Source organism: Vreelandella rituensis (assembly GCF_003336665.1).
GTDB classification, from domain to species: Bacteria; Pseudomonadota; Gammaproteobacteria; order Pseudomonadales; family Halomonadaceae; genus Vreelandella; species Vreelandella rituensis.
Window position 1 is genome coordinate 45611 of sequence record NZ_QPIJ01000017.1, and the last position, 22727, is coordinate 68337.

A 22727-nucleotide genomic window follows, 5' to 3' on the forward strand; every position below is an offset into this window, starting at 1 on the left:
GATGCTTGATCTACTCCAAGCTTCCTTCCACCCAAAAAACCGCAGGGTACCCATACCGATCAAGGTGTGGCCAGCATCACAATAGTGGCCAGTGAGATAAAGGCCGCACGGCTATTTAGCCTTCGGCGCCAAGATGTCGCTGTGAATAAGCCCCAGCGTGTGGGCATAGTTCTCCAGCAGCGTGCCAGGCTCGCGATGGCCTATCCATTTTGCTACTTGCAAGAGCAGGGTGCCTCTCGCTAGCGTGTCATGCGCTTCGGCGCCACAGAAATGTGACAAGGTCATCTGCAGCGTCTGTGGCTGAAACATCCAGTGATGACGATGCTGTAATGTATCTCGAAAGCTTGGATGCTGCGCGGCATGCAGCCTCAGCAACGTCCATGACACGGCGGCGTGGCGCAGGCCATGAAAATCGATGTCGTCTCCCAGCAGATAACGCATCCACTCGATGACGGGCGTGATCAGCGATGCCCGAGTGAAGGTCTGCGGCGAGTGCCGTGGACCGAACAGGGCAACCTCAGCCAGTGACCATTTGGAGCACTCAGTGAGTCGCTCCTCCACCCACTCATGTAAACATACAACTACCGCGGCTGGGGCCATGACATGGAGCGCGATACGCCGTCTAGCCGCTGCGGTCTTGCCGCCCAGAATCTCGACCCAGCAGGTACGGTGACCTTGCTCATCGGCAGCACCGAATATCACCGAATTGAGCGTTAAAGATTCCACTTCCGAGGCACGAAGGCCTGCATAGAACCCCAAGGCAATCACCAGGCCCATCATCTGGCGTGGATCTCCGCTAGGCACCTGGCGGGTAAGTGTTTCCCACACCATCTGCATATGATCCGGTGACAGTATCCGCGTGCGCAGCACGCTGGGGGCAAGAGACCCTGCATTTGGTTGTGGAAGTGTGACCTCCTCCAGCATGCCATGGCGTTGGCAGAATCGCATGAATTGTCGAAAACTGGCCTTGAACCTTTCCAGTGTGGTCGCTGACCACTGCGAGCCTGACTGGGCGTCGATCTGTAACTCCATTACCACCTCATCGTCCCAGTCATGCAGGTCAAGCACTGCCTCGTGCATTAGCATTGTCAGAGGTGTCAGCCGGGAGAGCTGTGTGCGTGCCGTGCTTAGCTTATTACCTTCGGTGCGCAGCTGATGATAAAGAAACTGCAACACCCAGCCAAGATAATGCCCGCTATGACCGATTAGCCTGTCGAGTCGCTTCTCATAGCGCACCAACAGCTTCCGCATGGGCTCTTCATATTTTTTGGCCGTCACTTTCTTAGGGGACAGCCGGGCAGCTTCTGCCAGGAACTGCTGCAGCAGGTTCTTGACCCGTCGTTGCCAGTCTGGCGGAAAATCTGTCGTGGTGATGACGGAAACCCCCGCCGGTCGCGTCTGCTGTCCGATATCTGGTAGAGGAGCCGGGGTCTTGTTGCGGACAGCCTCCCGAGTCGGCAGCCTGCCTTGGCTCTCCCCGGGTGCATACCGGTGGGCGGTATCGCTGTCGGCCAGCAGCGGAACCGGCGTGCAGGTGGGGAGCGGATATTGCCGGAGCAAGGTGGCCCATAACGGCGGGACGCCTCGCATGACGGTGACATACCGGCTGGCCGAGACCAGAGATGACCAGCTGCGCAGTGAGTGCCATTGCTCACTATCCGGGCAGTGTTGCAACGCCTTGAGGCAACGCTGAGAGGTCACCTTTAACTGCGTGCGTAACTGCTGTCGGCGTTGCGTATGGTCGCGTGCCTCGGCCTCCGCACTGGGGGCCAATAGCCACGCCGTTCTATCCCACGCCTTCGCCCGGCTGATAATCGCTCGCATGGGCACCCAGAGATCGTCGGGAAGGGTGAGGCGGTAATGGCCATCATGAGGCCACTTGGCGTCGGGTGAGGCGGGAATGTCCCAGTGCCGTCCGTCAACGTGCTGATGCGTCAGCGCGGCCAAGCTACCCAGCACCACGGTCTCGCTCATGCCCAGCCTCGTCATAAGGCGGAGTGCCAGTACCAAAAGCCACGCATCTTCTCCTCTATCTCTGCGGCACCACGAAAGCAGGTGACGTTCCAGCGTCACCATTTGTTCATACAATAAAAAGGTGCGAGGGGTAGGGGGGTGAGCCGTTGGCCGATGGACGGGGACCGGCTCGGGTATCAAGATAGCCTGCATGCTCGGCACTTCGTTCAGCGCTGCCAGCACGCGGTTGACACGCTTGTGAGCCTGCTGACGCGTGATGGCACGCCCGGTCGCTTGACGCCATTCGAACAAGTCCGCAATCAGCTCGCGGGTGTCATGGCTCACCAGCACAAGGGCCTTGACCGGTATGTCTCCGAGTGCGGCGTGCAAAATATGCGCGGTATCGTCGATCTGCGACGGCTGGACAAGAGAATTCTTTTCCTCTTTCCATTGTCCGATCAATCTTGCTGCGTTCAGTAGTGCCATGGCATGCACCTCCAGTTCAGGGGTCGATAACCGCACTCACGCAACCACGCTTGCAGTGCTCGTCGCAGTCGAGGCTGTTCGCCAATCGAAGCCTCGGCACGTGGTGATGACAGCATGCGCCCATGGCGTGCATGCCCAAGCAGCGCATCCACCTCGGCATCCGAAACGCGCTGTCGCAACCGGCTGGCAAGCGAATGCCGGGCGACGTTGATGGGCCAGTCAGGCAAACCTGGAAGAGCGAGTGACGATACGTCAGACCACGTCATGTCACGTAGCACGAGCTGCTGAGCTTGCTTGGAAGGGTGTAGCCATGCGGGTGTATCGCGTACCGCCGTGCGCTGGTCGTGGATGACAATGCCCTCTTGCGACGCGAGGTGCGTCAGCAAGATGGTCCATCGGTGTAATGAACGCAGGCTATCGCGTGTCTCTTTAAGTAACGGAATAACGCGAGATTCTATTCCGCGTGCCGAGTTTTTGTCGTGAACCCACTGCATTTTATCGCCCATGCGATTCTCACTGCTGTCGCCAATAGGGCGTGCGCCGGTCGATAATTGCCATGCCAGCAGCTCCTGGGCGGCAACGAGTTGATAGAGTGTGACCAGGGCATGGAGAGGAAAGGGCATGCCATGATACCAGCGCGAAATTTCCGATTTTGGAGTACGCATGGCATCGCGGATTTCCTCGAAAATGGCGACAAAAGCGTCTGGTGGCTGCGCGACGGCCGAACCCATCTGACTGCCTTGATTCGGCAGGCAGGCGCTGCCAGCATCGCAACGGGCAGCGGCAGCGCGCTCGGTAACACCGACGTCTTCCAGCGTATCATTCAGCAACTGCTGGATTTCGCCGCGAGGCAGCTGGCGATAGGCAGCCGGTGCCGAAAGAGCCAACCCGAACTGCCCTGATAGTGTCGTCGCTGCGACGTCATCGACGGCATGGGGGCGGCGATATAGCCAGCTCGTAGCGCTCAGTCGGTTTGCGGTAGGGAGGATGCCAGGGTGTTTTCTAAAGTGGCGCCGTAGCAGTTGATTAAGACGGCCACGTGCGCCACTGAAGGGGCGCTGAGCAGGTTGAGACGTCGCGTGCTCGTTGAGAACTGTTGCGAAAGCGGCGGGCAGGCGCAGCTGAACCCAGCTGCTCGCTGGATTCGAGTGGCGCACGGAAGGGCCGTCGAGTAATCGATAACACAGCACCCCAGGGTCAGGGCACCAATGTGGGCGTTCATCTCGCCGATCGCTTATCACCGCCTGGAGATGCTCACTGACCACAAGCTGCATCAATCTTCTGGCTGGGATGCCAGTGCTGAGCAAAAGGGCCGCAAAGGTATGCGTTAGCGCCTCCAGCGGGAGGCGCAACACTGCATGAACGTGCTCGGGCGTCAGCCGTGAAATGTCAGTGTTGGCAATGAGCGTCGTCGTTGGCGCGGCGAGCGTAAAGCGGCGCGTGAGCATGCGGTCGTCGCGAGGGGTCAGGCTTGATGGGGTGGTACGTTGCAGCGTGATGTGTTCCGTGGCTTCTTCCAAGTCCTTGCGTTTTTTGTCCGGGGCAGAACGGACCCCCATTGCGTGCGCTTCGGGGTCGGCATCAAGCGTTGTGTTACTCATGTCAGGTGCTTCACGCATCAGGCGGCGAGGGGGTGGCGGCGATTTGGCGAGACGGGAAAGGTGTTTATCATGCCAGGGGTCATGTTTTGTTAAACGTTTTGGCTCGCTTGATCGACCACCGCCGTGATAATCGCGTGTTTTTTCTCCTGGGCTTAGTTCGCCGTCAACCAGCATTGTAAAGACATCCATCTTGTCTTTTACTTGCAGGGTTCTCTGTGCATATAATGCATCGCTTTTAACAGCCATTAGCACATAGTTTGCAAATGGAGTGTCTTGTGGTTTTTCAGGATAATTGGCGTTAATGACTAATTTTATAATGTCACGCGCGGCCAGTACGTGGTGATAAAAATTTCCGCGTGATATAAGGTGTGTTAGCTCAACTTCCTTGAAAAAGTCACTCATAAACAAGCGTGACTGTGTTGCAAGAGCATTTGATTGTTGATTAAGCTGTTTGGGATGAGTGAGTGCGTAAAAGATGGGAAAGTTAGTGCCGATATGTTTTGGTGATGCATGCGAAATGGCGGAAGACTTCTTAAGTTTATCAATCAATTTTTCGTTATCACATGCGTCAATATCCGCTTCATAGACAGCGGAAGCTTTGGTCAGCGTCGCAATGGATAACGGCGGTTGAGCATAGATTACGATGTCCATGATATGATTTTTTTCATCAGAAGTTAGGTCCGATCGGCCAATGGCGGCCCACCAGACCTCGCGAATCTCGTGCGGATATGGGCGATCTTCGATCATCATTCATCGAACTCCACGATAAGTGATAGCTGGTTTTCAGCCCGCTCAGCAGTTTTTTTGATATTTTTTAATGGTCTGTTTAAGCCAGCTTTATTTTCTTTTCTTTTCAGGACTTCGCTCGAATCGTTCGGTGGCGAGATTGGTTTTTCACATTTTAATAATTGAACTTCGTTTTTTTCATTAAACGTTTTTTTGCTGTTATTTGTGTTGCTTTTTTTTGATTTTTTGTTGTCTCGTTTAGTTTTTTTAGCGCCTGATTTACGTGCAATCGAGCTTGCGCTAAGATTGGCGCCACGTAGCAATAGCACGTAGTGCCGGGTAGACAGTTCTTCGCCATTAAAAAGTGTTTTTTCTATGCAGAATTTAAGCGGTGGATTTTCTTTTATAGTATCAATGGCTTCTCTCCAGTTAAGGTTTCCCGAAGCGTCTTTTTTCTCATGATACAAACGCTGCAGAGGGCCAAAGAGACACCCCATCAACATGCGCATCTCACCGCTAACATTTGCCTCTTCAATTAAGCAAGCCACTAAGCTCTCCGGTATCTTGGTTCCTTTTTTACTTTTTTTCTTGTTTAAGTTTAACTGTGCCAAAACTGTTTCTCGGTTCAGCAAAACCTCTCCGCCGCCGTCCTGCACCAAAAGGACCGGCGGATGCATCAAATGTACGTTACTGCTCCCCTTGTTCTTTTTAGGTGAAATGCCTAGTAATTCCTGTGGCGAGCGCGTGACTAACCGCGCGTTAATCGTATAGGGGTGGCCGGGCAATGGTTGAATGTCAATGTTCATAGCTACTAGCTCCTGCGGATGATTGGTCGCTATGTCCATAAGGGGCACAGCAATGCAATTAACCCGGCCGATCGGGTAGATTTAATCGGCAATCAGTCCGCACCTAAAAGGTGGGCCAGCGTGAATCTTCGGCATACGTAAGCCCCCCGGTATGGCTCGTGGGGCTCGTATTGCATCAATTCATTTTTTCGAATGAGTGCGTGCAGGGAAAGCTCTTTGAACCCCCAGCGGCTGCGAACAGGCATACGCCAGCCGCATGGAGATTCCGCGCGCTTCAGAATGACTCGCTAAGAGAGTGAGTCAGGCATCATCTTTGAAATGGATTTCACCGCAGAAGATGCACTTATTGACAGAGCAGGTGCGCCAGAGGCAGAAATCAGTTGGCAACGCCGTGCTCAATCGTACAGGCACATTTATCTTGGGGGACTCCTGACACTCGAAAAACCAACGAATGGGAGCCAGTTTTAAGATAACGCAAGGCGAGGTGGTCACCTTGCGCTACAGAAGAGTAGGGTGCTCTTCTTTTATGGTCGTTGTTAGCGACATAAAGTCTGACATGACATTCAGACAGTCATTATTTTAGCTTATCTCATGCCAATATACTGATTGGGACGTTCTTGTCAAGGCCATCTTGCCTGATCAAGTCATTCAAAAAGATGAAGGTGTAATTCATCCTTTTGTAACGCGTTATGGTCATGCGCACAATGAGATCATTGATGCCTGGGCCAGGCGCGGCGTGATCGGGTTGATTGTTCTACTGGCGCTCTACCTGATTCCCATGAAGTTCTTTGCCCGCCACTTTGATAGTCCTGACCTGGAATTGCGTTCTCTGGCAGTGGCGGGCGTGTTGTTGTCAGTGGCCTACATCGAATTCGGGCTATCGCAGGCATTCCTGACCCATAACAGTGGGGTGATGATGTTCGCGTTTTGGCTGGCGGTACTGTGGGGAAGTTTCAGTCAGCGGTATTCCCGGGCGGGCAGGGCGGCCCCTTGATGCACGTTGTCCGCCGCCAAGGCTGGCGGCCACCACGCGCGGTTTCAGTGGCGCCTTGTGCTCGCACTTCCCCGTCTACCGTTGAGCGAGATGCGCTTGGTTCGATATGCTTAGTTCAAGGTTGAGCTGACACCTGTTTTTGCCTGGTGCCAGCCCGGAAACGCCCCTACCCGCTGTAGGGGCGTTTCTGTTATGCTGCCGCGATTAAATTCCTCACTTGACGTTCTCTCAATTCAACGGTGAACCACCCCATGGCAAAGCAACAGGAAGCAACGGATCTGCAGCGGGCACTGAAAGCTTGCAAGGGTTCGTTCGTCTCGGTGGGCTTTTTCAGCATGTTCGTCAACCTGCTGATGCTCGTCCCGCCCATGTACATGCTGCAGGTCTACGATCGCGTTCTCTCCTCCCAAAGCGTCGATACATTGATCATGCTCACCCTTCTGGTGATCTTTCTGTTCATGGTCATGGGCGGGTTGGAGCTGGTGCGCTCGCGCATGCTGGTACGCATCGGCAACCGCCTGGATACCAGCATCAATTCCCGGCTTTACGGCGCCATGTTCCGGCGCAGCCTGCATACCCAGGGAACGGCAAGCGCCCAACCGTTGAATGACCTGACCAGCCTGCGCCAGTTTCTGACCGGCAACGGCCTGTTCGCCTTTTTCGATGCGCCTTGGGTGCCGGTCTATCTGGGTGTGTTGTTCCTCTTTCACCCCTGGCTGGGCATTTTTGCCACCGTGGCGGGGGTCATTCTGGTGGGCTTGGCGATTGCCAATGAAAAATCCACCAAGACGTTGCTCGCCGAAGCCAATAGCGAGCACATCCAGGCGCAGAACCTGGCCAACTCCAACCTGCGCAACAGTGAAGTGCTCCACGCCATGGGCATGCTTCCCGGCATCATGGGACGTTGGTCCAAGCGCCACCACGAATTTCTGGCCAAGCAATCTCAAGCCAGTGACCGGGCGGGTGCCCTGACCAATACCTCCAAAGTACTGCGCATGATGTTCCAGTCGTTGATTCTGGGGCTGGGTGCCTTTTTGGTACTGAGAGGTGAGATGACCCCCGGCATGATGATCGCCGGCTCCATCCTCATGGGGCGCGCTCTGGCGCCTATCGATCAGATGATCGGTGGCTGGAAAGGGTTCGTGGGGGCACGTGGCGCCTACGAACGCTTGAATGAATTGCTGACCCAGATTCCTGAAGAACAGCAGCATATGTCACTGCCCGCACCGAAGGGCGACGTGGCGCTGGAAGGTGTCGCCGCCGCACCTCCCGGCTCGCGGATGGCCACCATTCGCGGCATCAATTTCAGTGTGCCCAAGGGTGAGCACGTCGGCATCATCGGCCCCAGTGCGGCGGGTAAATCCACCCTGGCGCGCGTCTTGTTGGGTATCTGGCCGGCCCAGGTGGGCGATGTACGTCTCGATGGCGGTGAAATCACCCATTACAACCGCGATGAAATCGGCCCCTACATTGGTTACCTGCCCCAGGATATCGAACTGTTCGATGGCAGCGTCAGTGAAAATATCGCCCGATTCGGCAACCTTGACCCGCAAAAGGTGGTCGAAGCGGCCAAGAAAGCTGGGGTGCATGAAATGATCCTGGACCTGCCGAACGGCTACGACACGGTGATTTCCTCGACCAGCGGCGCGCTTTCCGGTGGCCAGCGCCAGCGTGTCGGCTTGGCACGTGCGCTTTACGGCAATCCGGTACTGGTGGTGCTGGACGAACCCAACGCCAACCTGGACGACGCTGGAGAGCGTGCCCTGGCCCAGGCGATTGCCGGCTTGAAAGCCGAAGGCACCACGCTGTTCGTCATCAGCCATCGCACCAGTGTGCTCAAGAAGATGGACAAGCTGCTGGTAATGAAAGAGGGCCAGGTGAGCATGTTCGGCCCGCGCGATGACGTCCTGGCTCAGTTCGCCAAGAAGCCTCGCGCTCAGGTGGGTCAGCAGAACAATACACGCCTTTCGGCCATACCCGGTGGCCGTAGCGGCGAGGAGTGATAGAGCAGATGAGTGACAACGTGAACGACAAGCCCACCTCAGACAAGATGCCGGCGCGCCAGGAGATCGACGTGACCCCCAAGGGGCCGGCGACGCTTGAAGGCGAAACCGTGGAAGGTCTGCCCACCAGCGACAAAGGCTACCGCAAGCTAGGCTACGCCATCTTGCTGGTGGCGTTCGGTGGCTTCGGTACTTGGGCGGCGACGGCGTCTCTGGCGATTGCCGTGGTCGCCCCAGGTAGCGTATCGATGGAATCGTTCAAGCGCACCGTGCAGCACCTGGAAGGTGGCTTGGTCGATGAACTGATGGTGCAGGACGGCGACCATGTCGAAGCCGGAGACGCTCTGGTGGTGCTCAGCGATACCCAGGTGCGCGCCCAGTTGGAGATTGCCCGCTCGCAATACCTGATCAACCGTGCCATGGAGCTGCGCCTGCTGGCAGAGCAGCAGGGCGCCGAGACCCTGGAAATCCCCGCTGAACTTCAGGATGTCGATGATCCGCGTGTGCAACAGGTGCTTGCCGTGCAACAGAGCCTGTTCGTCGCTCGCCGTCAATCGCTTGCCAGCACCCTGAACTCGCTGGACGAGCAGAGCAACCAGATGCGCGAACAGATCGAAGGGCTGGAATCACGCATCGGTGTCAACAATCAACGCATTGCCTCCCTGCGTAGCGAGGCGGAAGACTTCCGTTCGCTCTATCGCGAAGGCCTGGGCGATAACCAGCGCATGCGCGAGCTCGAGCGTCAGATTCTGCAGTATGAAGGCGACAATGCCGAGTACCGTGCCAATATCGCCCAGCTGCGCTCGCAGATCAGCGAAAACCTGATGCAAAAGGAAATCCGCCAGCAGGAGTTCCAGGCCGAGATCGGTGAGCAGCTGCGCCAGGCCCAGGCCCAGATCGCCGAAGCCGAAGAACGCATCACCTCGCTGACCGACCAGGTCAAGCGCACCGTGGTCAGGGCACCGGTTTCCGGGACGGTCGTTGGGCTGCAGGTGCACACCATCGGAGCCGTGCTGCGTGCCGGTGACCCGATCATGGATATCGTGCCCAGCCAGGACGGCTTCGTGGTCGAGACCCGTGTGCCCACCCGGGATATCGACAACATTTACATCGGCCAGCACGCTGAAATTCGCTTTTCCGCCTTCAACCAGCGCCTGACCAACCAGATTGCCGGTGAAATCATCAATATCAGCGCCGACAGCTTCGAGGACGAAGCCACCGGGCAGGAGTATTACAAGGCGCGAGTGCGGGTGACCGACGATGGCCAGAAAGACATGACCGAGCAGATGCGACTCCTTTCCGGCATGCCCGCAGAAGTCATGATTCGCACCGGTGAGCGTACCTTTGCAAGCTACATCGCCAAGCCGATCACCGACATGCTGGCCCGTGCCATTCAGGAGGATTGATGTTGATAACCAGAATTGCCCCCTCGCCCAAGGTAGGAGGCCGGCTTGCCGGGCGATGGGCACGGCTAGGCGCCTTGGCGCTGGCTCTGATGCTTGCCGCCACGCCCGGCATGGCGCAGGACGACGTTCCCGCAGGTGATGAAGCCCTGGCCGAACTTGCCGCCATTGATGAAAACCGTGCTACCGGCGCTCGGCAACTGCCTTCGTTACCCGCGCTGTTTACCCTGGCGCTGGAAAACGATGCCGAACTCGCCCGCCAGCGTTTCGAACTGGAAGCCACTCGGGAAGAACGCCCGATGGCGCGCTCCCAGCTGCTACCGCAAGTATCCGCCTCCGGTTCATACCTGTGGCAGGATTCCACCAACGTTCAGACCTCACCGGATGATTTCGGACTCGATCAGGCCGCTCAACGCCCCGGTGAAATAGACGAAACCGTGTGGCAGGTGCAACTGCAACAGCCCTTGTTCAGCCTGGAACGCTGGCGCAAGCTGGACGTCGCCGATGCGCAGATCAGCGCTGCGGAGCTGCAGCTGGCGGTGGTCGAACGCGACCTGGCGTTGCAGGTCAGTGAAGCCTACGTCGAAGCCTATCTCGCCGCCCAACGCCTGGGTTTGCTCGAGACCCAGCAGGAATCCCTCGAGCTGCAAGTGCGCCAGGCGCAACGTGCCTATGACCTGGGTATCGGCAACCGTATCAATTTGCTCGAAGCCCAGTCACGCCTGGACCGTGCGATTTCCGATGCGGTGCTCGCGGAAAATGAACTGGATAACGCCCTGAGCGAACTTGAACGTCTGACCGGCACTTTGCCTGAATTTCGCGGCCTGGCCGTGGGCGAACTTTCGCGGGTAGAGCTGCAGCGCGAGTGGGGAGAACAGGACGACTGGTTGCAACGCACCGGGGAGAACCTGCGTGTGTTACTGGCGCAAGAAGAACGGCGTGTTACTAGCGCCGACACCGGTACCCGCCGCGCGGGTTACTTTCCCGAGCTCAACCTGAACCTCAGTTATTCCGACCGCCAGAGCGACGACCTGCTGCGCGAAAGTGAAGACTACCGCGCCAGTGTGGAGCTCAGCATGCCGCTTTATCGCGGCGGCTACACCACCGCCAGCGTGCGCCAAGGCGTGTTGCGTGAACAAGCCGGGCAACAGGCGGTCGAACACCAGCACAATCTCGCCGCTCAGGAAGTCCGCCTGCGTCTGCGTTCGCTCAATGGCAATGTGCGCCAGCTGGATGCCCTGGGCCAATCGATCGAATCCAGTGAATTGTTCTTGCAAGCCGCCGAGCGCGGCGAACAGCTCGGCCTGCGTGACCTGGTCGATGTGCTTGACGCCCGCGCCAGTCTTTATGACCAGCGCATTCAATACGTGGATACCATGGGCAACTACGCCCTGGACCTGTTGGCATTGCAATCCGCGGTGGGGGGCCTGGAAAGCGAAGATTTGACGAACGTCATGACATTGCTGGCATCGATCACCGAGGCGGCCAGCGTTCCCGGTAGCTCGTTAAGAGATTAGATTGAAATAAAAATTTCCCCACGCAAGTAGTTTGTCGCCGCATAGCGTTATGAAATTCTCTTGTAGCTCTATCATTAAGACGAAGAATACATTCGATTTAAATTAAGGTACTATCGCGCGCTTGCATTGTGGGTAATCCGGCATATGCTGCGCGATAGGTGTCAAGTACAAAGGACCTCTAATTATGATAGAGAATTCATCCTCGTCCGAACGCGGGAGATATGACGAAGCCATTTCTCTTGTGGACATGGTTGTAGCAGTACTACGCCATTGGAAGGTCATGAGTGTGATTTTAATTCTTGGCTCGGCCTTGACTATTTCCGTGGCATTGTTGATGCCTCAAAAATATATATTCACCAGTTTGTACAGCATTGCCGAATATGTCACTCCAAACGGCGAAACGAAAGGGCTTGAAGCACCAGAATCATTGATGGCACGTATCAGGAATGTCTATCTGGAGGCAGAAAGCCATCGCTTGCAGGAGACGAATGGCCTGACTTCATTGCCATTCGAAGTCGAGGGAAGTATTCCAAATAATTCTATGTTGATCGTGCTCCATACGGAGGCTAGTTCCCAATATGAAGATTGGATTACTGAATTACACGAAAAAGTTCTCACACGGCTAGATAAACACCAACATGAAAGGATGCAACAACGGCGTGAATCCCTTACCAGCCAGCTTGAAGCGACCGTTGCGCAGCTTGATAGTGTGCGGGAGTCGGGAGCGACTAATGCAGACGTTTTGATCACAAGCTACCAGGAGCGTATTGCTGAGCTCGAAACGCTTCTTGGCCAGCTACGTGATGGTGAAGTGGCGCAAGTGGCAATGCAAGGAGTGAAGCCCGGTGGTGCCAGCCGGCTTCTAGTGATAGCGCTGGGCCTGATTCTGACCCTGTTACTGGCCCCGCTGGGCGCCATGCTGGCTCATTTTGTATCCCTCGTCACCGTCAGGCTACAACAGTCTCGGTAATACCTGACAATTCAATGGAGCAGAAGATGTCAATATCGGTATTGTGCGTGTTTGGGACTCGCCCGGAAGCCATCAAGATGGCGCCTTTAGTCAAGAGGTTGCTGAGTGATGAGCGATTCCAGACGTGGGTGTGCGTCACAGGTCAACACCGAGAAATGCTTGATCAGGTGTTGTCGCTATTTGAGATTGTTCCAGATTTCGATCTCGATATCATGAGAGAAGGGCAAGATCTGACCGGTGTCACTACCGCAATTCTGGAAGGAATGAAGCCGGTACTGTCTAACGTTCGCCCAGACCTGGTGCTGGTTCACGGCGATACTTCCACTACATTCTCGGCAACGCTGGCAGCCTATTATCAGCGCATCCCTGTCGGTCATGTAGAAGCTGGTTTGAGAACTGGTGATCTCTACTCTCCGTGGCCTGAAGAGGCCAATCGCAAGCTTACAGGAGTCCTTGCAGAGCTGCATTTCGCACCTACGGAGCATTCCCGCCAAAATCTATTGCGGGAAGGAGTGGCAGAAGAAAGTGTACATGTTACAGGCAACACTGTAGTAGATGCCTTGCTGGAAATTTCTGCTCGACTTGAAAGCACCGACTCACAGCGTTACGGATTCGATGAGATTTTCGACTATCTCGACCCTGCTCGTAAGTTGGTATTAATGACTGGGCATCGGCGAGAAAGCTTTGGTGCCGGTTTCGAACGTATCTGCCAGGCAGTTGCGGAGGTAGCTCGGGCACATAAAGACATTCAAGTGGTATATCCGGTGCATCTCAATCCCAATGTGCGTGATCCCGTCCTGTCACTGCTTGGCGAGATTGACAATGTGTATCTAATTGAACCTGTAGATTACCTTCCCTTTGTGTACTTGATGAATCGCTCCTATTTGATTTTGACCGATTCGGGTGGCATTCAGGAAGAAGCGCCTTCCTTGGGGAAACCCGTGCTAGTCATGCGCGATACCACAGAAAGGCCCGAGGCTGTCAAAGCAGGTACTGTTACCATGGTGGGTACCGATGTGGGGAAAATCACCTCTTCTTTGTCGAGCCTGCTGGCGGACGCTGAGGCCTACGAGCGGATGAGCCATGCTTATAATCCGTATGGAGACGGACAGGCGGGGCAGCGCATTCAAGAAGCTATTGTGGCCTGGCATGCTTCGTTGAACTCATAAGCCAGCTCATGGTCGTGTATAGCCTTGGCTGCCAAGAAGGCACCGATTGACGTCGCAGGGTGATTCGCTTGTTAAAGGTAATAAAAAACGCCGCCTACCTGATTTTTATTCAAGGGCTTGGCTACCTGTCGCCATTGCTTGTCAGCTATTTGATTATAGACCGGTCTGGTATTGAGGCTTTTGGGCAATACTCGATCTATTTTTCTATTGCCCTGTACTGCCAGGTCTTGTTCGATATGGGGCATCAATTTACAGCTACACGCCGTATCGCCGGCGCAGTAGAAAATCGTGCTTATATCAGTTCCGTTTATTGGAATGCCTATGCCGTCAAAGCGTTGGTTTTGGTATTGGGGCTTCTTTTGGCCACGGCGATAGCTAGCGTATCGGCCATTGAATTTGAAAAATTACTTGCTGCGGTAGGGTATGGAGCTGCTGCTGCAAGCCTTCCTATATGGTTTTTCCACGGTACGGATCGTTTTCGCCATGTGGCTCTTTTGGTATTTGTATCCAGAGCTCTCAGTTTACTGCTGATTTACTTTCTGTACGACAATGCCGACTCAATTACCACAGTCTTGTGGCATCAGAGCTGGCCTAATATCGTCTTGGCCCTAGCGATTCTTTGCGTGCTGTTGCGTAGTGAAAAGCTGACATCTCTTGGTCAAGTAACAGTGAATATTCGCGAGGAATTTCGTGGCACGCTGCATGTCATGTCCAGTAGTCTGGGAGGTAGCGCTATGGCTAACATGCCGGTATTGGTGTTAGGTATATTGAAAGACGATTTCCTGGCTGGGGTATATGCCGGGGCTGATAGGCTAATAAAGGTTCTGGCCTCTGCATTGCTGCCGATCTCTCAAGCGGCCTTCCCGGCCAATAGCGCCCAGTTTGCTGAATCAGCGGCAGCTGGAGTGCGATCTGTGCTTAAGCTCGGCAGCCTCCTCTTGATAGCTTTTGTTATCATGCTTGGTGCGGTTTGGGCCTTTGGTGATTTTTATTTTCGTTATTTTCAATTGCCTGATGAAAGTCGATTGGTATTTGTTATTCTGCTCGGCTGGCTCTTCTGGGGAGTGCTGAACAATATCGTGGGAATCCAAGGATTACTGGCAGCAGGTCATGGTAAGGTTTATAACTTGGCTGTATGGATGGCTGTCCTCGTCACCTTGACGCTCTTGATTACCTTAATTCCCCGTTTTGGGGTGGTGGGTACCTCGTTTGCCATTATGCTCGGTGAGGCATCAATGTTTTTTGTGATGCTGTCATATGTGGCATGGCTCATGATTAAGCGGCGGCGCGGGGGAAAAATATCTTGATGATAAAAATTTCGCGAATTAAAGGAATGTTGCTCGTCGCGCTGATATTTTTGAGTTTGGCAAATACGCTTACAAACCTTCAGCTAGATAAGCTCGCCTTTGTACTTCTGGCGCTAGCAGGGGCGTGGCTGTTGAGAAGCAGGCCCGTTTTTAGCTGGGATGGTGCCGTAGTCCTTAGTTTGTTACTAGTTGCATTAGTTATTTCCTATTTGTCCTCTCTAGTTAATTACGAGACAGTATGGCATGACTCCTATTTATTGTTATTTTTTCTTATTATTACTTGGGTAATCTCGTCATGTGCTGTAGGTAATCCGCGTTATTTTTTGAATGGTTTCTTGTTTGCTTCTGCAATTTATTTTCTTTTTGGGATTGGTGCCTGGTTTTATTCGCAATTTACAGGAGAGGTGCATTACGTGATGCCTCTTTACGGAAAAGGGCGACCTGATATATTTGCTGCGCTGTCCTTTGCTACGACACCTCAAGTATATGCTTCAGTGGCAGCATTGGCTTCTATTGTCGCTCTCAAGCTCAAGGCCACGGCGAAATCGGGATCTTGGTATAATGTAATCATATTGTTAGCTTTGCTAGCTATTGTTATATCTTTGAACAGGGTCTGGCTGCTTTATATACCAATAATCTTGGTGGCCTGGGGTGGTCGACGTGTAATACTTGCGATAGTTGCACTAGGCGTTCTTCTTGGTGGGTTCTTGTTTTTCTATAGTAATGTTGCATTCTCTTTTGGTACTGTTTCTTCGCGGGTCATGATGCTTGAACACATGCTTTCTTTCATTAATGAACAGAGTTTACTCGATTTGCTGCTGGGCAACCCCTTTTACATCGATTCTTATTTTTTCATGCATGGCCAAGATTTTTACTATATTGAGAGTGCGCCCGTTTACCTGGTGACAAAATTTGGAGTTTTGGGTTTATTGATTAGCATGTTGCTTTTAGTATATTGGTTAGTGAAATTAAGTCAAAAGGATGTGTTGTTGGCGTTATTTTCGGTATATTATTTGGTTTTTGTGCAGATGATGACGCATGAGTTTTTTTCGATATCTTTTTGGCTTTATTGGGTTGTTTTTTTATGCTTGTTTTTTTTGAAGAAGCGCGAAATCAATCAGTCAAAGGCTAAGCACATGGAGCATGAAAGTAATGAGAGTTCTCTTTTGCGTCAGGCATAATTTTCATAGCGCTCCAGGTGGAGCGCAGATTCAGATAATGAAAACCAAGCAATATTTGGAAGAGATTGGTGTGCAGAGTGATTTAGTTACAGATCCAGAAAATGCAGATTTTTCCAATTATGATATTGTGCATCTGACGGATCTGACGTGGGTTTATGATCTTTTTGGTTATATAGAAAAATTGGAAAAAGTGAATTACCAGGGAAAGGTTGTTTTGTCCACTATTTATTGGCCTTTTGATGATTATGCCAAAAATGGCGCGCCTCCCTTGCAGTCATTGTTTTATACATTGTTCGGCATTAATGGTTTTGAAAGGGCTAAGGCACTTGCCAAGCTGTTAATGCGGCGAGAAAGTGTCTATTTAAAGGGGGTTTTTAATAGTTATATAACCTCACAGCGAGAGATTGTGGAATCCGTTGACTTGCTTTTGCCAAATTCCGAGATGGAAGCCCAAGCGTTATTCAATAGATTGGATGTTGATAAGCCTTATTCGGTAGTCAATAATGCGATTGATACGGATGTTTTTGAATTTATAAAAGAAGATACTAAAGAAGAAGTACGTCAAGACTTGGTGACTTTTGTTGCTCGTATTGACTCGAGAAAGAACCAGATTGGATTTCTCGAGTCAATAATGCATACGGATTTTAAAGTTCTCTTTATCGGAAATCCTGGTCCTAATAGCCAAAAATATTATGAGCGCTTGAAAAAACTCGCAGAGAAGAGAGGGAATGTTGAGTTTCTGTCTCATCTCGACCAGTCTGAAGTGTTCCGGCACATGACGAAAGCAAAGGTTAACGTTCTGACAAGCTGGATCGAAACTCCTGGTTTGGTTAGTTTGGAGGCTGCCTATGCAGGCTGCAATATTGTGGTGTCAGATAAAGGGTCGGTTCGTGAATATTTTAAGGACTATGCATTTTATTGCGACCCCGCAGACTCTCATTCTATGAAAGAGGCGGTGCTGAAAGCGATACAGGCTCCATACGATCCCGGTATTTCTGAAATGATTGAAAACGAATATTCGTGGCGCAAGGCGGCACAACAAACCTTATCTGCTTACCAGAAGCTGCTGTGTTGAGAGGAATTCAATGAGACTTTTTATTCTTGGTACGAGAGGAATTCCTGCTAGCCATGGTGGTTTTGAGACTTTCGTGGAGAAATTGGCGCCTTATCTGGTAAGTCATGGCTGGGAAGTAGTTGTATATTGCCAAGAATCGGGTAAAGGAAGTATTAGCGAAACTGAGTGGAGGGGTGTCAGGCGCATTCACATTCCAGTGAATCAGGAAGGAGCCGCCGGGACCATTATTTTCGATTGGAAAGTCACTTGGAATGCCTTCCGACAAAAAGGTTTATTTCTCACGCTTGGATATAATACCGCGGTTTTTAACCTGATGCAGCGTTTGGGTAGCCAGATAAATCTCATCAATATGGATGGAATAGAATGGCGCCGAGATAAATGGGGCCCGCTTGCCAAGACCTGGTTCTGGTTGAATGAAAGAGCAGGATGTTGGGTTGGTAACCACCTTGTCGCCGACCACCCTGAAATTAAAAGACATCTAGCCTCGCGTGTTAGTGAGTCAAAAATTACCATGATTCCTTATGGTGGGGATGATGTTAAATCCGCTGACGAAGAGCTCTTGGCTCCCTTTGATCTTGAACCACGTCAATTTTCGATCATCATTGCTCGTCCTGAGCCGGAAAATTCCTTTCTGGAAATGGTGCGTGCTTTTAGTAGCTGTCAACGCAATCACAAACTTGTGGTGCTTGGGAGTTTTACGCCGCAAAAGAATGCTTTTCATCGCCAAGTGATGGAAGCTGCCAGTGATGAAGTGATCTTTCCGGGAGCAATTTATGATGCTCCTATTGTTCAAGCATTGCGCCACTTTAGTTATTTATACCTACATGGTCATCGTGTCGGTGGAACCAATCCCTCCCTCGTCGAGGCGCTAGGCGCTGGATGTGCGGTCATGGCCCACGACAATCACTTCAACCGCTGGGTGGCAGGTGCAGGTGCCATGTATTTTAAAGATGAGGCGGGGTGTGCGGGCTTGTTCGATACGCTCCTGGAAAATAACGACAAAGTTGAAAGTATGAGAGCCGCTAGCAAACAGCAGTTTTACGAATATTTTACGTGGGAACAGGTCTTGCAAGAGTATGAGAAATTACTGTTAAAGTGGCTTGAAAAAAGTAACTAGCAACGCAATTCATACGCTGTACGTAGAGCCGGCTATCATTCAGTGCCGATCTGATTTTTTTTGATACGGTTTGCTGGAGGCTGGGATGTATCAATAACTGGAAGCTGCAGAGGCAGTATTCTTGCAGAGCGCTGAAACGGAATTAAATATGTCTAGGAAAACCAAAGGGTTGACAGAGCGCTATCCAGCCCAACTAATTGTACCGATTGTTGATTTATTTGCTATTGTTGCGGGCAGTATGTTGGCTCACGGGTGGCGTTTCGGTAGCTTTCAATTACATGAACGTTACGTGCTTGCCATCGTCATCATTTCGCTTTTTGTATTGTTAATGAACAGCTTGGTAGGCGCCTATGCCCGTTGGCGTGTGACCCGCATTTCGACATTATTGGTCAGGCTTTTCATGGTCTGGCTCGCTGTGGCTATTCTTGCCACTTCCATTATTTATTTTGCCCATGCTGCAGAGCGCTATTCGCGCCTTTGGGTGGGAATGTCATTAATGTTTTCATTCGTCATTGCGGGCGGTGCCAGGGTGCTGGCTCAGTTGGTCTTGCGTCAGGCGCGTTTGAAGGGCAGGGCACGGCGTTCCGTGTTTCTGGTCGGGCCGGGCTTTCATCTGCTTGAAGTTGCCAGAGGAATGCGTGCCTCACCCGGTGAAGGTTACTCCATCGCTGGAATCGAAAGACTGCCGCAAATACCTGATGCTGCCTGCCTGGAGCGTCTTAAACGACGAGTAAGCAGCTCGGAAGCACGTGAGGTATGGATTTGCCTACCCCTAGAAATGGGCGGAGTGGTGCGCTCTATCTTTCATGCATTGCGCAACCATACGGCCGAAGTTCGTTTCATTCCCGATTTTCGAGATATGCATTTACTCAATCATCGCATGAGTGAAGTAGCTGGGCATTATGCTATCGACCTGAGTGTTACTCCAATGAACGGTATGGCACGTGTGATTAAGCGCCTTGAGGATATCCTCGTGGGTGGCTTGATCAGCATTTTGATCCTCCCAGTGTGTATTGGGATTGCCGTAGCTATCAAGTTCAGTTCACCCGGCCCCGTGCTTTTTAAGCAATATCGTACCGGGGCGAACGGTACGCAGTTCAAGGTCTATAAATTTCGTTCCATGGAAGTCCATGAGGAAAAAGGAGGCTCAGTTACTCAGGCTAGGCAAGGAGATCCCCGAGTGACGAAGTTGGGCGCTTTCTTGCGGCGCACTTCATTGGATGAACTTCCCCAGTTCTACAACGTGCTCCAGGGTCGCATGTCGATTGTCGGCCCTCGCCCACACGCCTTGGCCCACAATGAATATTACAAGGATCTGGTGGAGTCCTACATGCGTCGCCACAAGGTCAAGCCGGGTATCACTGGCTGGGCGCAGGTCAACGGTCTGCGGGGTGAAACCGATACCTTGGAAAAGATGGAGCGTCGTGTTGAATACGATCTTTGGTATATTGATAACTGGTCGGTCTGGCTGGATCTACGCATCATTTTTCTGACGATATTTAAAGGATTTTTCAATAAAAATGCCTACTGAGCTAGACGTTGCCCAAGTTTATAGATCTCAGGTTTACAGGGTGCCAGGAAACCATTTCCTATGAATACCTTGAAAATTTTCTCTCCCCAGGCTTCATCGTTTGATTCAAGTTTATACACAAGCCTTGCCGTTCTATTGCTGGGAGCCATCTCCCTGGTGGTTCCCAGTCGCTATTCGCTAGGCGCCTTGATGCTCTTTCTGGGGAGTGCGGTACTACTGATCAATCGTCCCGCTCTCAGGCTGGTTCGCCAGGACTGGCTGATAATCACGGTACTTGCGGTGTATGCCGTCGTCGGATTTCTCGAAGCCTGGTGGGATGGGCAGGGCAGTAGCGGCCTCGACAAACCCAGCCGGTTCTTGTTGGCGGTACCGGCCATGCTGTTAATGCTGGCCTATCCTCCGCGTCTATCATGGGTGTGGGGCGGTATCGCGCTGGGTGCGACAGGAGCGCGGGCTGGCCCCGAAGTCCATTATCCGCCACTTACCAATTATTCGTCGGTTTCTACGTGAGGTGTGCCCTGCCGGTACTGATGATCTCGGCAAAATCCGCCAGGAAGACGTTATCCGCTACGTCGAACGTCATGCTCGGGACGGAAGTGCGGCATCAGGGAAGGCGATGTGCTGGTCGCTACGCGCTTTTCTCCGATATCTATACCTCAGCGGATCGACCCCGCTCGCTCTTGCAGACTGTGTACCCTCCATCAGGAGATGGAAGCTTGCAAGCCTGCCGACCTATCTATCTGTTGTGCAGATTCAGAAGGTCTTTGATGCTTGCGATCAAACGACGGCGTTAGGGCGGCGGGACTTCACCATTCTCATGATGCTGGCCAAGCTTGGGTTGCGGGCCAGCGAGGTCGCGACTCTCACCCTAGATGATATCGACTGGCGATCCGGGACGATGCTCGTTCACGCCAAGGGTCGGCAGCAGGCACGGATGCCGATGCCCCCAGATGTTGGCGCGGCCATCGTTGCCTACCTGCGCGATGATCGCCCGGCTTCACCGTGTCGCCGGCTGTTTCTCCGCACAGTGACGCCTCACGTCGGCTTCGCCTCCGGTTGCGCCATTACGATGATCGCCAAGGCGGCTCTCAAGCGTGCCGGGATCAGTGACTGCGCACATCAAGGAGCACATCTGTTCCGCCACAGCCTTGCCACTGAGCTTCTTCGCTCTGGTGCGACCTTGTCTCAGATCGGCCAACTGTTGCGGCACAAGAGCCATGATACGACGCGCATCTATGCGAAGGTGGATATTGAGGCTCTTCGCACGTTAAGTCTTCCTTGGCCTGGAGGTGTACTGAAGTGGACCCTTTCCATTGGACCACCTGACAGGCGATCTAAGCTTTGACCGGGTTGTCATCAGGCGTCAGGCCGCCTGGGTCAGTGGTTGATTGAAGTACACCTCATCGGGTGTTACATCGTTGAGTCCCTGATGGGGCCGATCCCTGTTATACCAGATAAAGTAACAACTCAGCTCCTCGCGCAGGTGAGCGCCATCCTCGAAGGCTTTCAGATAGACGCACTCGTATTTCACGCTGCGCCAGAGCCGCTCAACGAAGATGTTGTCCTGGTAACTGCCCTTGCCGTCCATGCTGATCCGGATCTCGTGGGCATCCAGCACGTCAGTGAATGCCTTGCTGGTGAACTGGCAGCCTTGATCCGTATTGAAGATCTCGGGTGGTCCGTGGTGCGCGAGGGCATCCTCCAGGGCATCGATGCAGAAGTCGGTATCCAGGGTGTTCGATACTCGCCAGGCGAGCACACGGCGGCTATGCCAATCCATGATGGCCACAAGGTACATGAACCCACGTGCCATGGGGAGTAGAGTAAGAAGCAGGGCGTAGTCGTACTATTTCCCTGCTTCTCCTCTCCGAACCGTACGTGCACCTCTCAGCGCATACGGCTCTCCATTCAAGCGTGGCTCAGAGCCAAGGCAACATCGTGATAGCGAGAAGTGACGGTATTGCGTGCTTCTTCCCTAGGCAGGTACGGATTCGCTTCGGGAAGCCGCCACCGGAACCGCATTTTCCGGCTTGATACCAGTCGACGCAGGCTTACCACACAGAAATTACCAGCGTGGTTGGGGCCGAAGAATTGCCATGTCTTAGCCTCTTTCCCTTGAGGTCGGCGGAAGTGCTTTCGCATCAAGGACTTGATCGATGCTCGGTACTTTCGTGCCAACCAGTGGGCGAGTCGCCAGAAAACGATGCCATCAATCTTCTTGTACGTCATCGCGGTATAGTCGGTGAATTGGTAGAACGTAGCCCAGCCCACCAGGCGGCGGTTTAGGCGGTCTACCATACCGATCCGATTCTCGCTGTGATTTCCGGACAGTTCCTTCACCAAGGTGGCGGCGAAGTTTCTGGCCTTATCGCGGGGGATGGAAGTGATGGGGCGCATAGTGCCACTAGGCCCCCATTTCCGAATGATCCGGTGTCCAAGGAAGATGAAGCCATCATTGACGTGTGTGATATGGGTCTTTTCCATATTCAGGGCCAGTGACAGGTCATCTTCCAGAAACCGGCGACATTCTTCACGGATGGCATCGGCTTGTGCCTTGTTGCCCTTTACGGTTAAGACGAAATCATCCGCATAACGGCAATAGGCCACCGCCGGTTTCCACTGGCGGTCTTCACGCAGGGCAACAGGACGTTGCAGCTGAATACTGGAGTTCCAGTACCAGCGATCCTTGCGGGCTTTCTTGCTCAGGTAGCGTTGTTCCAGCCACTGATCGAACTCATTGAGCATGATGTTCGAGAGCAGCGGTGACAGTACGCCACTTACGATCTTGCATAATTGAGCCTCCACCTACTGAGTCAGTCGCCTTTTGTCCAACATTACACCCTGGATCTGGATCCACTCTGAACACTATCACAATCTCTTCTTTGTAA

Annotated in this window: 17 protein-coding genes and 1 pseudogene; 13 read left to right on the forward strand and 5 right to left on the reverse strand. The window is 52.9% G+C overall.

Annotation, left to right across the window (positions count from 1 at the left end; all coding sequences use genetic code 11):
* Window positions 1-111: 111 nt before the first annotated feature.
* The 3 genes from DU506_RS09260 to DU506_RS09270 are packed head-to-tail and all read right to left on the reverse strand — an operon-like array spanning window position 112 to window position 5572.
* Window positions 112-2439: a site-specific integrase gene (locus DU506_RS09260; RefSeq protein WP_114486653.1), complete on the reverse strand. Its 2328-nt coding sequence runs from the start codon at window positions 2437-2439 to the stop codon at window positions 112-114.
* A complete protein-coding gene (locus DU506_RS09265; RefSeq protein ID WP_114486654.1) occupies window positions 2427-4790 on the reverse strand; it encodes a hypothetical protein in 2364 nt (787 codons plus the stop codon). The genes DU506_RS09260 and DU506_RS09265 overlap by 13 nt, the downstream gene beginning before the upstream one ends.
* Window positions 4787-5572 carry a hypothetical protein gene (locus DU506_RS09270; RefSeq protein WP_114486655.1) on the reverse strand — a complete coding sequence of 262 codons (786 nt, stop codon included), beginning with the start codon at window positions 5570-5572 and terminating at the stop codon, window positions 4787-4789. The genes DU506_RS09265 and DU506_RS09270 overlap by 4 nt, the downstream gene beginning before the upstream one ends.
* Window positions 5573-6203: 631 nt before the next feature.
* Between DU506_RS09270 and DU506_RS09275 the strand changes: the two genes are divergently transcribed.
* The 13 genes from DU506_RS09275 to DU506_RS09330 all read left to right on the forward strand — a co-directional run bounded on the left by DU506_RS09275 (window position 6204) and on the right by DU506_RS09330 (window position 21184).
* A complete protein-coding gene (locus tag DU506_RS09275; protein WP_114486656.1) occupies window positions 6204-6566 on the forward strand; it encodes an O-antigen ligase family protein in 363 nt (120 codons plus the stop codon).
* A gap of 251 nt (window positions 6567-6817) precedes the next feature.
* Complete coding sequence (locus DU506_RS09280) at window positions 6818-8569, forward strand: type I secretion system permease/ATPase (protein WP_114486657.1); 1752 nt, start codon at window positions 6818-6820, stop codon at window positions 8567-8569.
* 8 nt (window positions 8570-8577) lie between these two features.
* A complete protein-coding gene (locus tag DU506_RS09285) occupies window positions 8578-9975 on the forward strand; it encodes an HlyD family type I secretion periplasmic adaptor subunit (protein WP_114486658.1) in 1398 nt (465 codons plus the stop codon).
* A complete protein-coding gene (locus tag DU506_RS09290) occupies window positions 9975-11489 on the forward strand; it encodes a TolC family outer membrane protein (protein ID WP_114486659.1) in 1515 nt (504 codons plus the stop codon). The genes DU506_RS09285 and DU506_RS09290 overlap by 1 nt, the downstream gene beginning before the upstream one ends.
* 184 nt (window positions 11490-11673) lie before the next feature.
* Entirely contained in the window at window positions 11674-12459 is a 786-nt protein-coding gene (locus DU506_RS09295; protein ID WP_114486660.1) for a hypothetical protein, read from the forward strand.
* A gap of 32 nt (window positions 12460-12491) precedes the next feature.
* Window positions 12492-13628, forward strand: a complete 1137-nt coding sequence (wecB, locus tag DU506_RS09300) for a non-hydrolyzing UDP-N-acetylglucosamine 2-epimerase (protein WP_462965150.1) — start codon at window positions 12492-12494, stop codon at window positions 13626-13628.
* Between the two features lie 68 nt (window positions 13629-13696).
* The gene (locus tag DU506_RS09305; RefSeq protein WP_181870726.1) at window positions 13697-14935 is read left to right on the forward strand and encodes an oligosaccharide flippase family protein; all 1239 of its coding nucleotides are present in this window, start codon (window positions 13697-13699) and stop codon (window positions 14933-14935) included.
* The gene (locus DU506_RS09310) at window positions 14932-16116 is read left to right on the forward strand and encodes a hypothetical protein (RefSeq protein ID WP_147273745.1); all 1185 of its coding nucleotides are present in this window, start codon (window positions 14932-14934) and stop codon (window positions 16114-16116) included. The genes DU506_RS09305 and DU506_RS09310 overlap by 4 nt, the downstream gene beginning before the upstream one ends.
* Before the next feature lie 37 nt (window positions 16117-16153).
* A complete protein-coding gene (locus DU506_RS09315; protein ID WP_181870727.1) occupies window positions 16154-17191 on the forward strand; it encodes a glycosyltransferase family 4 protein in 1038 nt (345 codons plus the stop codon).
* A gap of 10 nt (window positions 17192-17201) precedes the next feature.
* A complete protein-coding gene (locus DU506_RS09320) occupies window positions 17202-18308 on the forward strand; it encodes a DUF1972 domain-containing protein (protein WP_114486665.1) in 1107 nt (368 codons plus the stop codon).
* 148 nt (window positions 18309-18456) lie between these two features.
* Window positions 18457-19839, forward strand: a complete 1383-nt coding sequence (locus DU506_RS09325; RefSeq protein ID WP_114486666.1) for an undecaprenyl-phosphate glucose phosphotransferase — start codon at window positions 18457-18459, stop codon at window positions 19837-19839.
* Window positions 19840-19899: 60 nt separating this feature from the next.
* On the forward strand, window positions 19900-20349 hold the full coding sequence (locus DU506_RS21450) for a hypothetical protein (protein ID WP_147273746.1): 450 nt from the start codon (window positions 19900-19902) through the stop codon (window positions 20347-20349).
* Complete coding sequence (locus DU506_RS09330; protein ID WP_220254336.1) at window positions 20276-21184, forward strand: site-specific integrase; 909 nt, start codon at window positions 20276-20278, stop codon at window positions 21182-21184. Before DU506_RS21450 ends, DU506_RS09330 begins: the two co-directional genes overlap by 74 nt.
* An 18-nt stretch (window positions 21185-21202) precedes the next feature.
* On the opposite strand, the pseudogene DU506_RS09335 reads toward DU506_RS09330, so the two are convergent.
* Together DU506_RS09335 and DU506_RS09340 are read right to left on the reverse strand one after the other, a co-directional pair.
* Window positions 21203-21679, reverse strand: a pseudogene (locus DU506_RS09335) (IS3 family transposase); the annotation flags it as partial.
* Between the two features lie 68 nt (window positions 21680-21747).
* Window positions 21748-22644 carry a reverse transcriptase domain-containing protein gene (locus tag DU506_RS09340; protein ID WP_114486669.1) on the reverse strand — a complete coding sequence of 299 codons (897 nt, stop codon included), beginning with the start codon at window positions 22642-22644 and terminating at the stop codon, window positions 21748-21750.
* Window positions 22645-22727 lie beyond the last annotated feature (83 nt).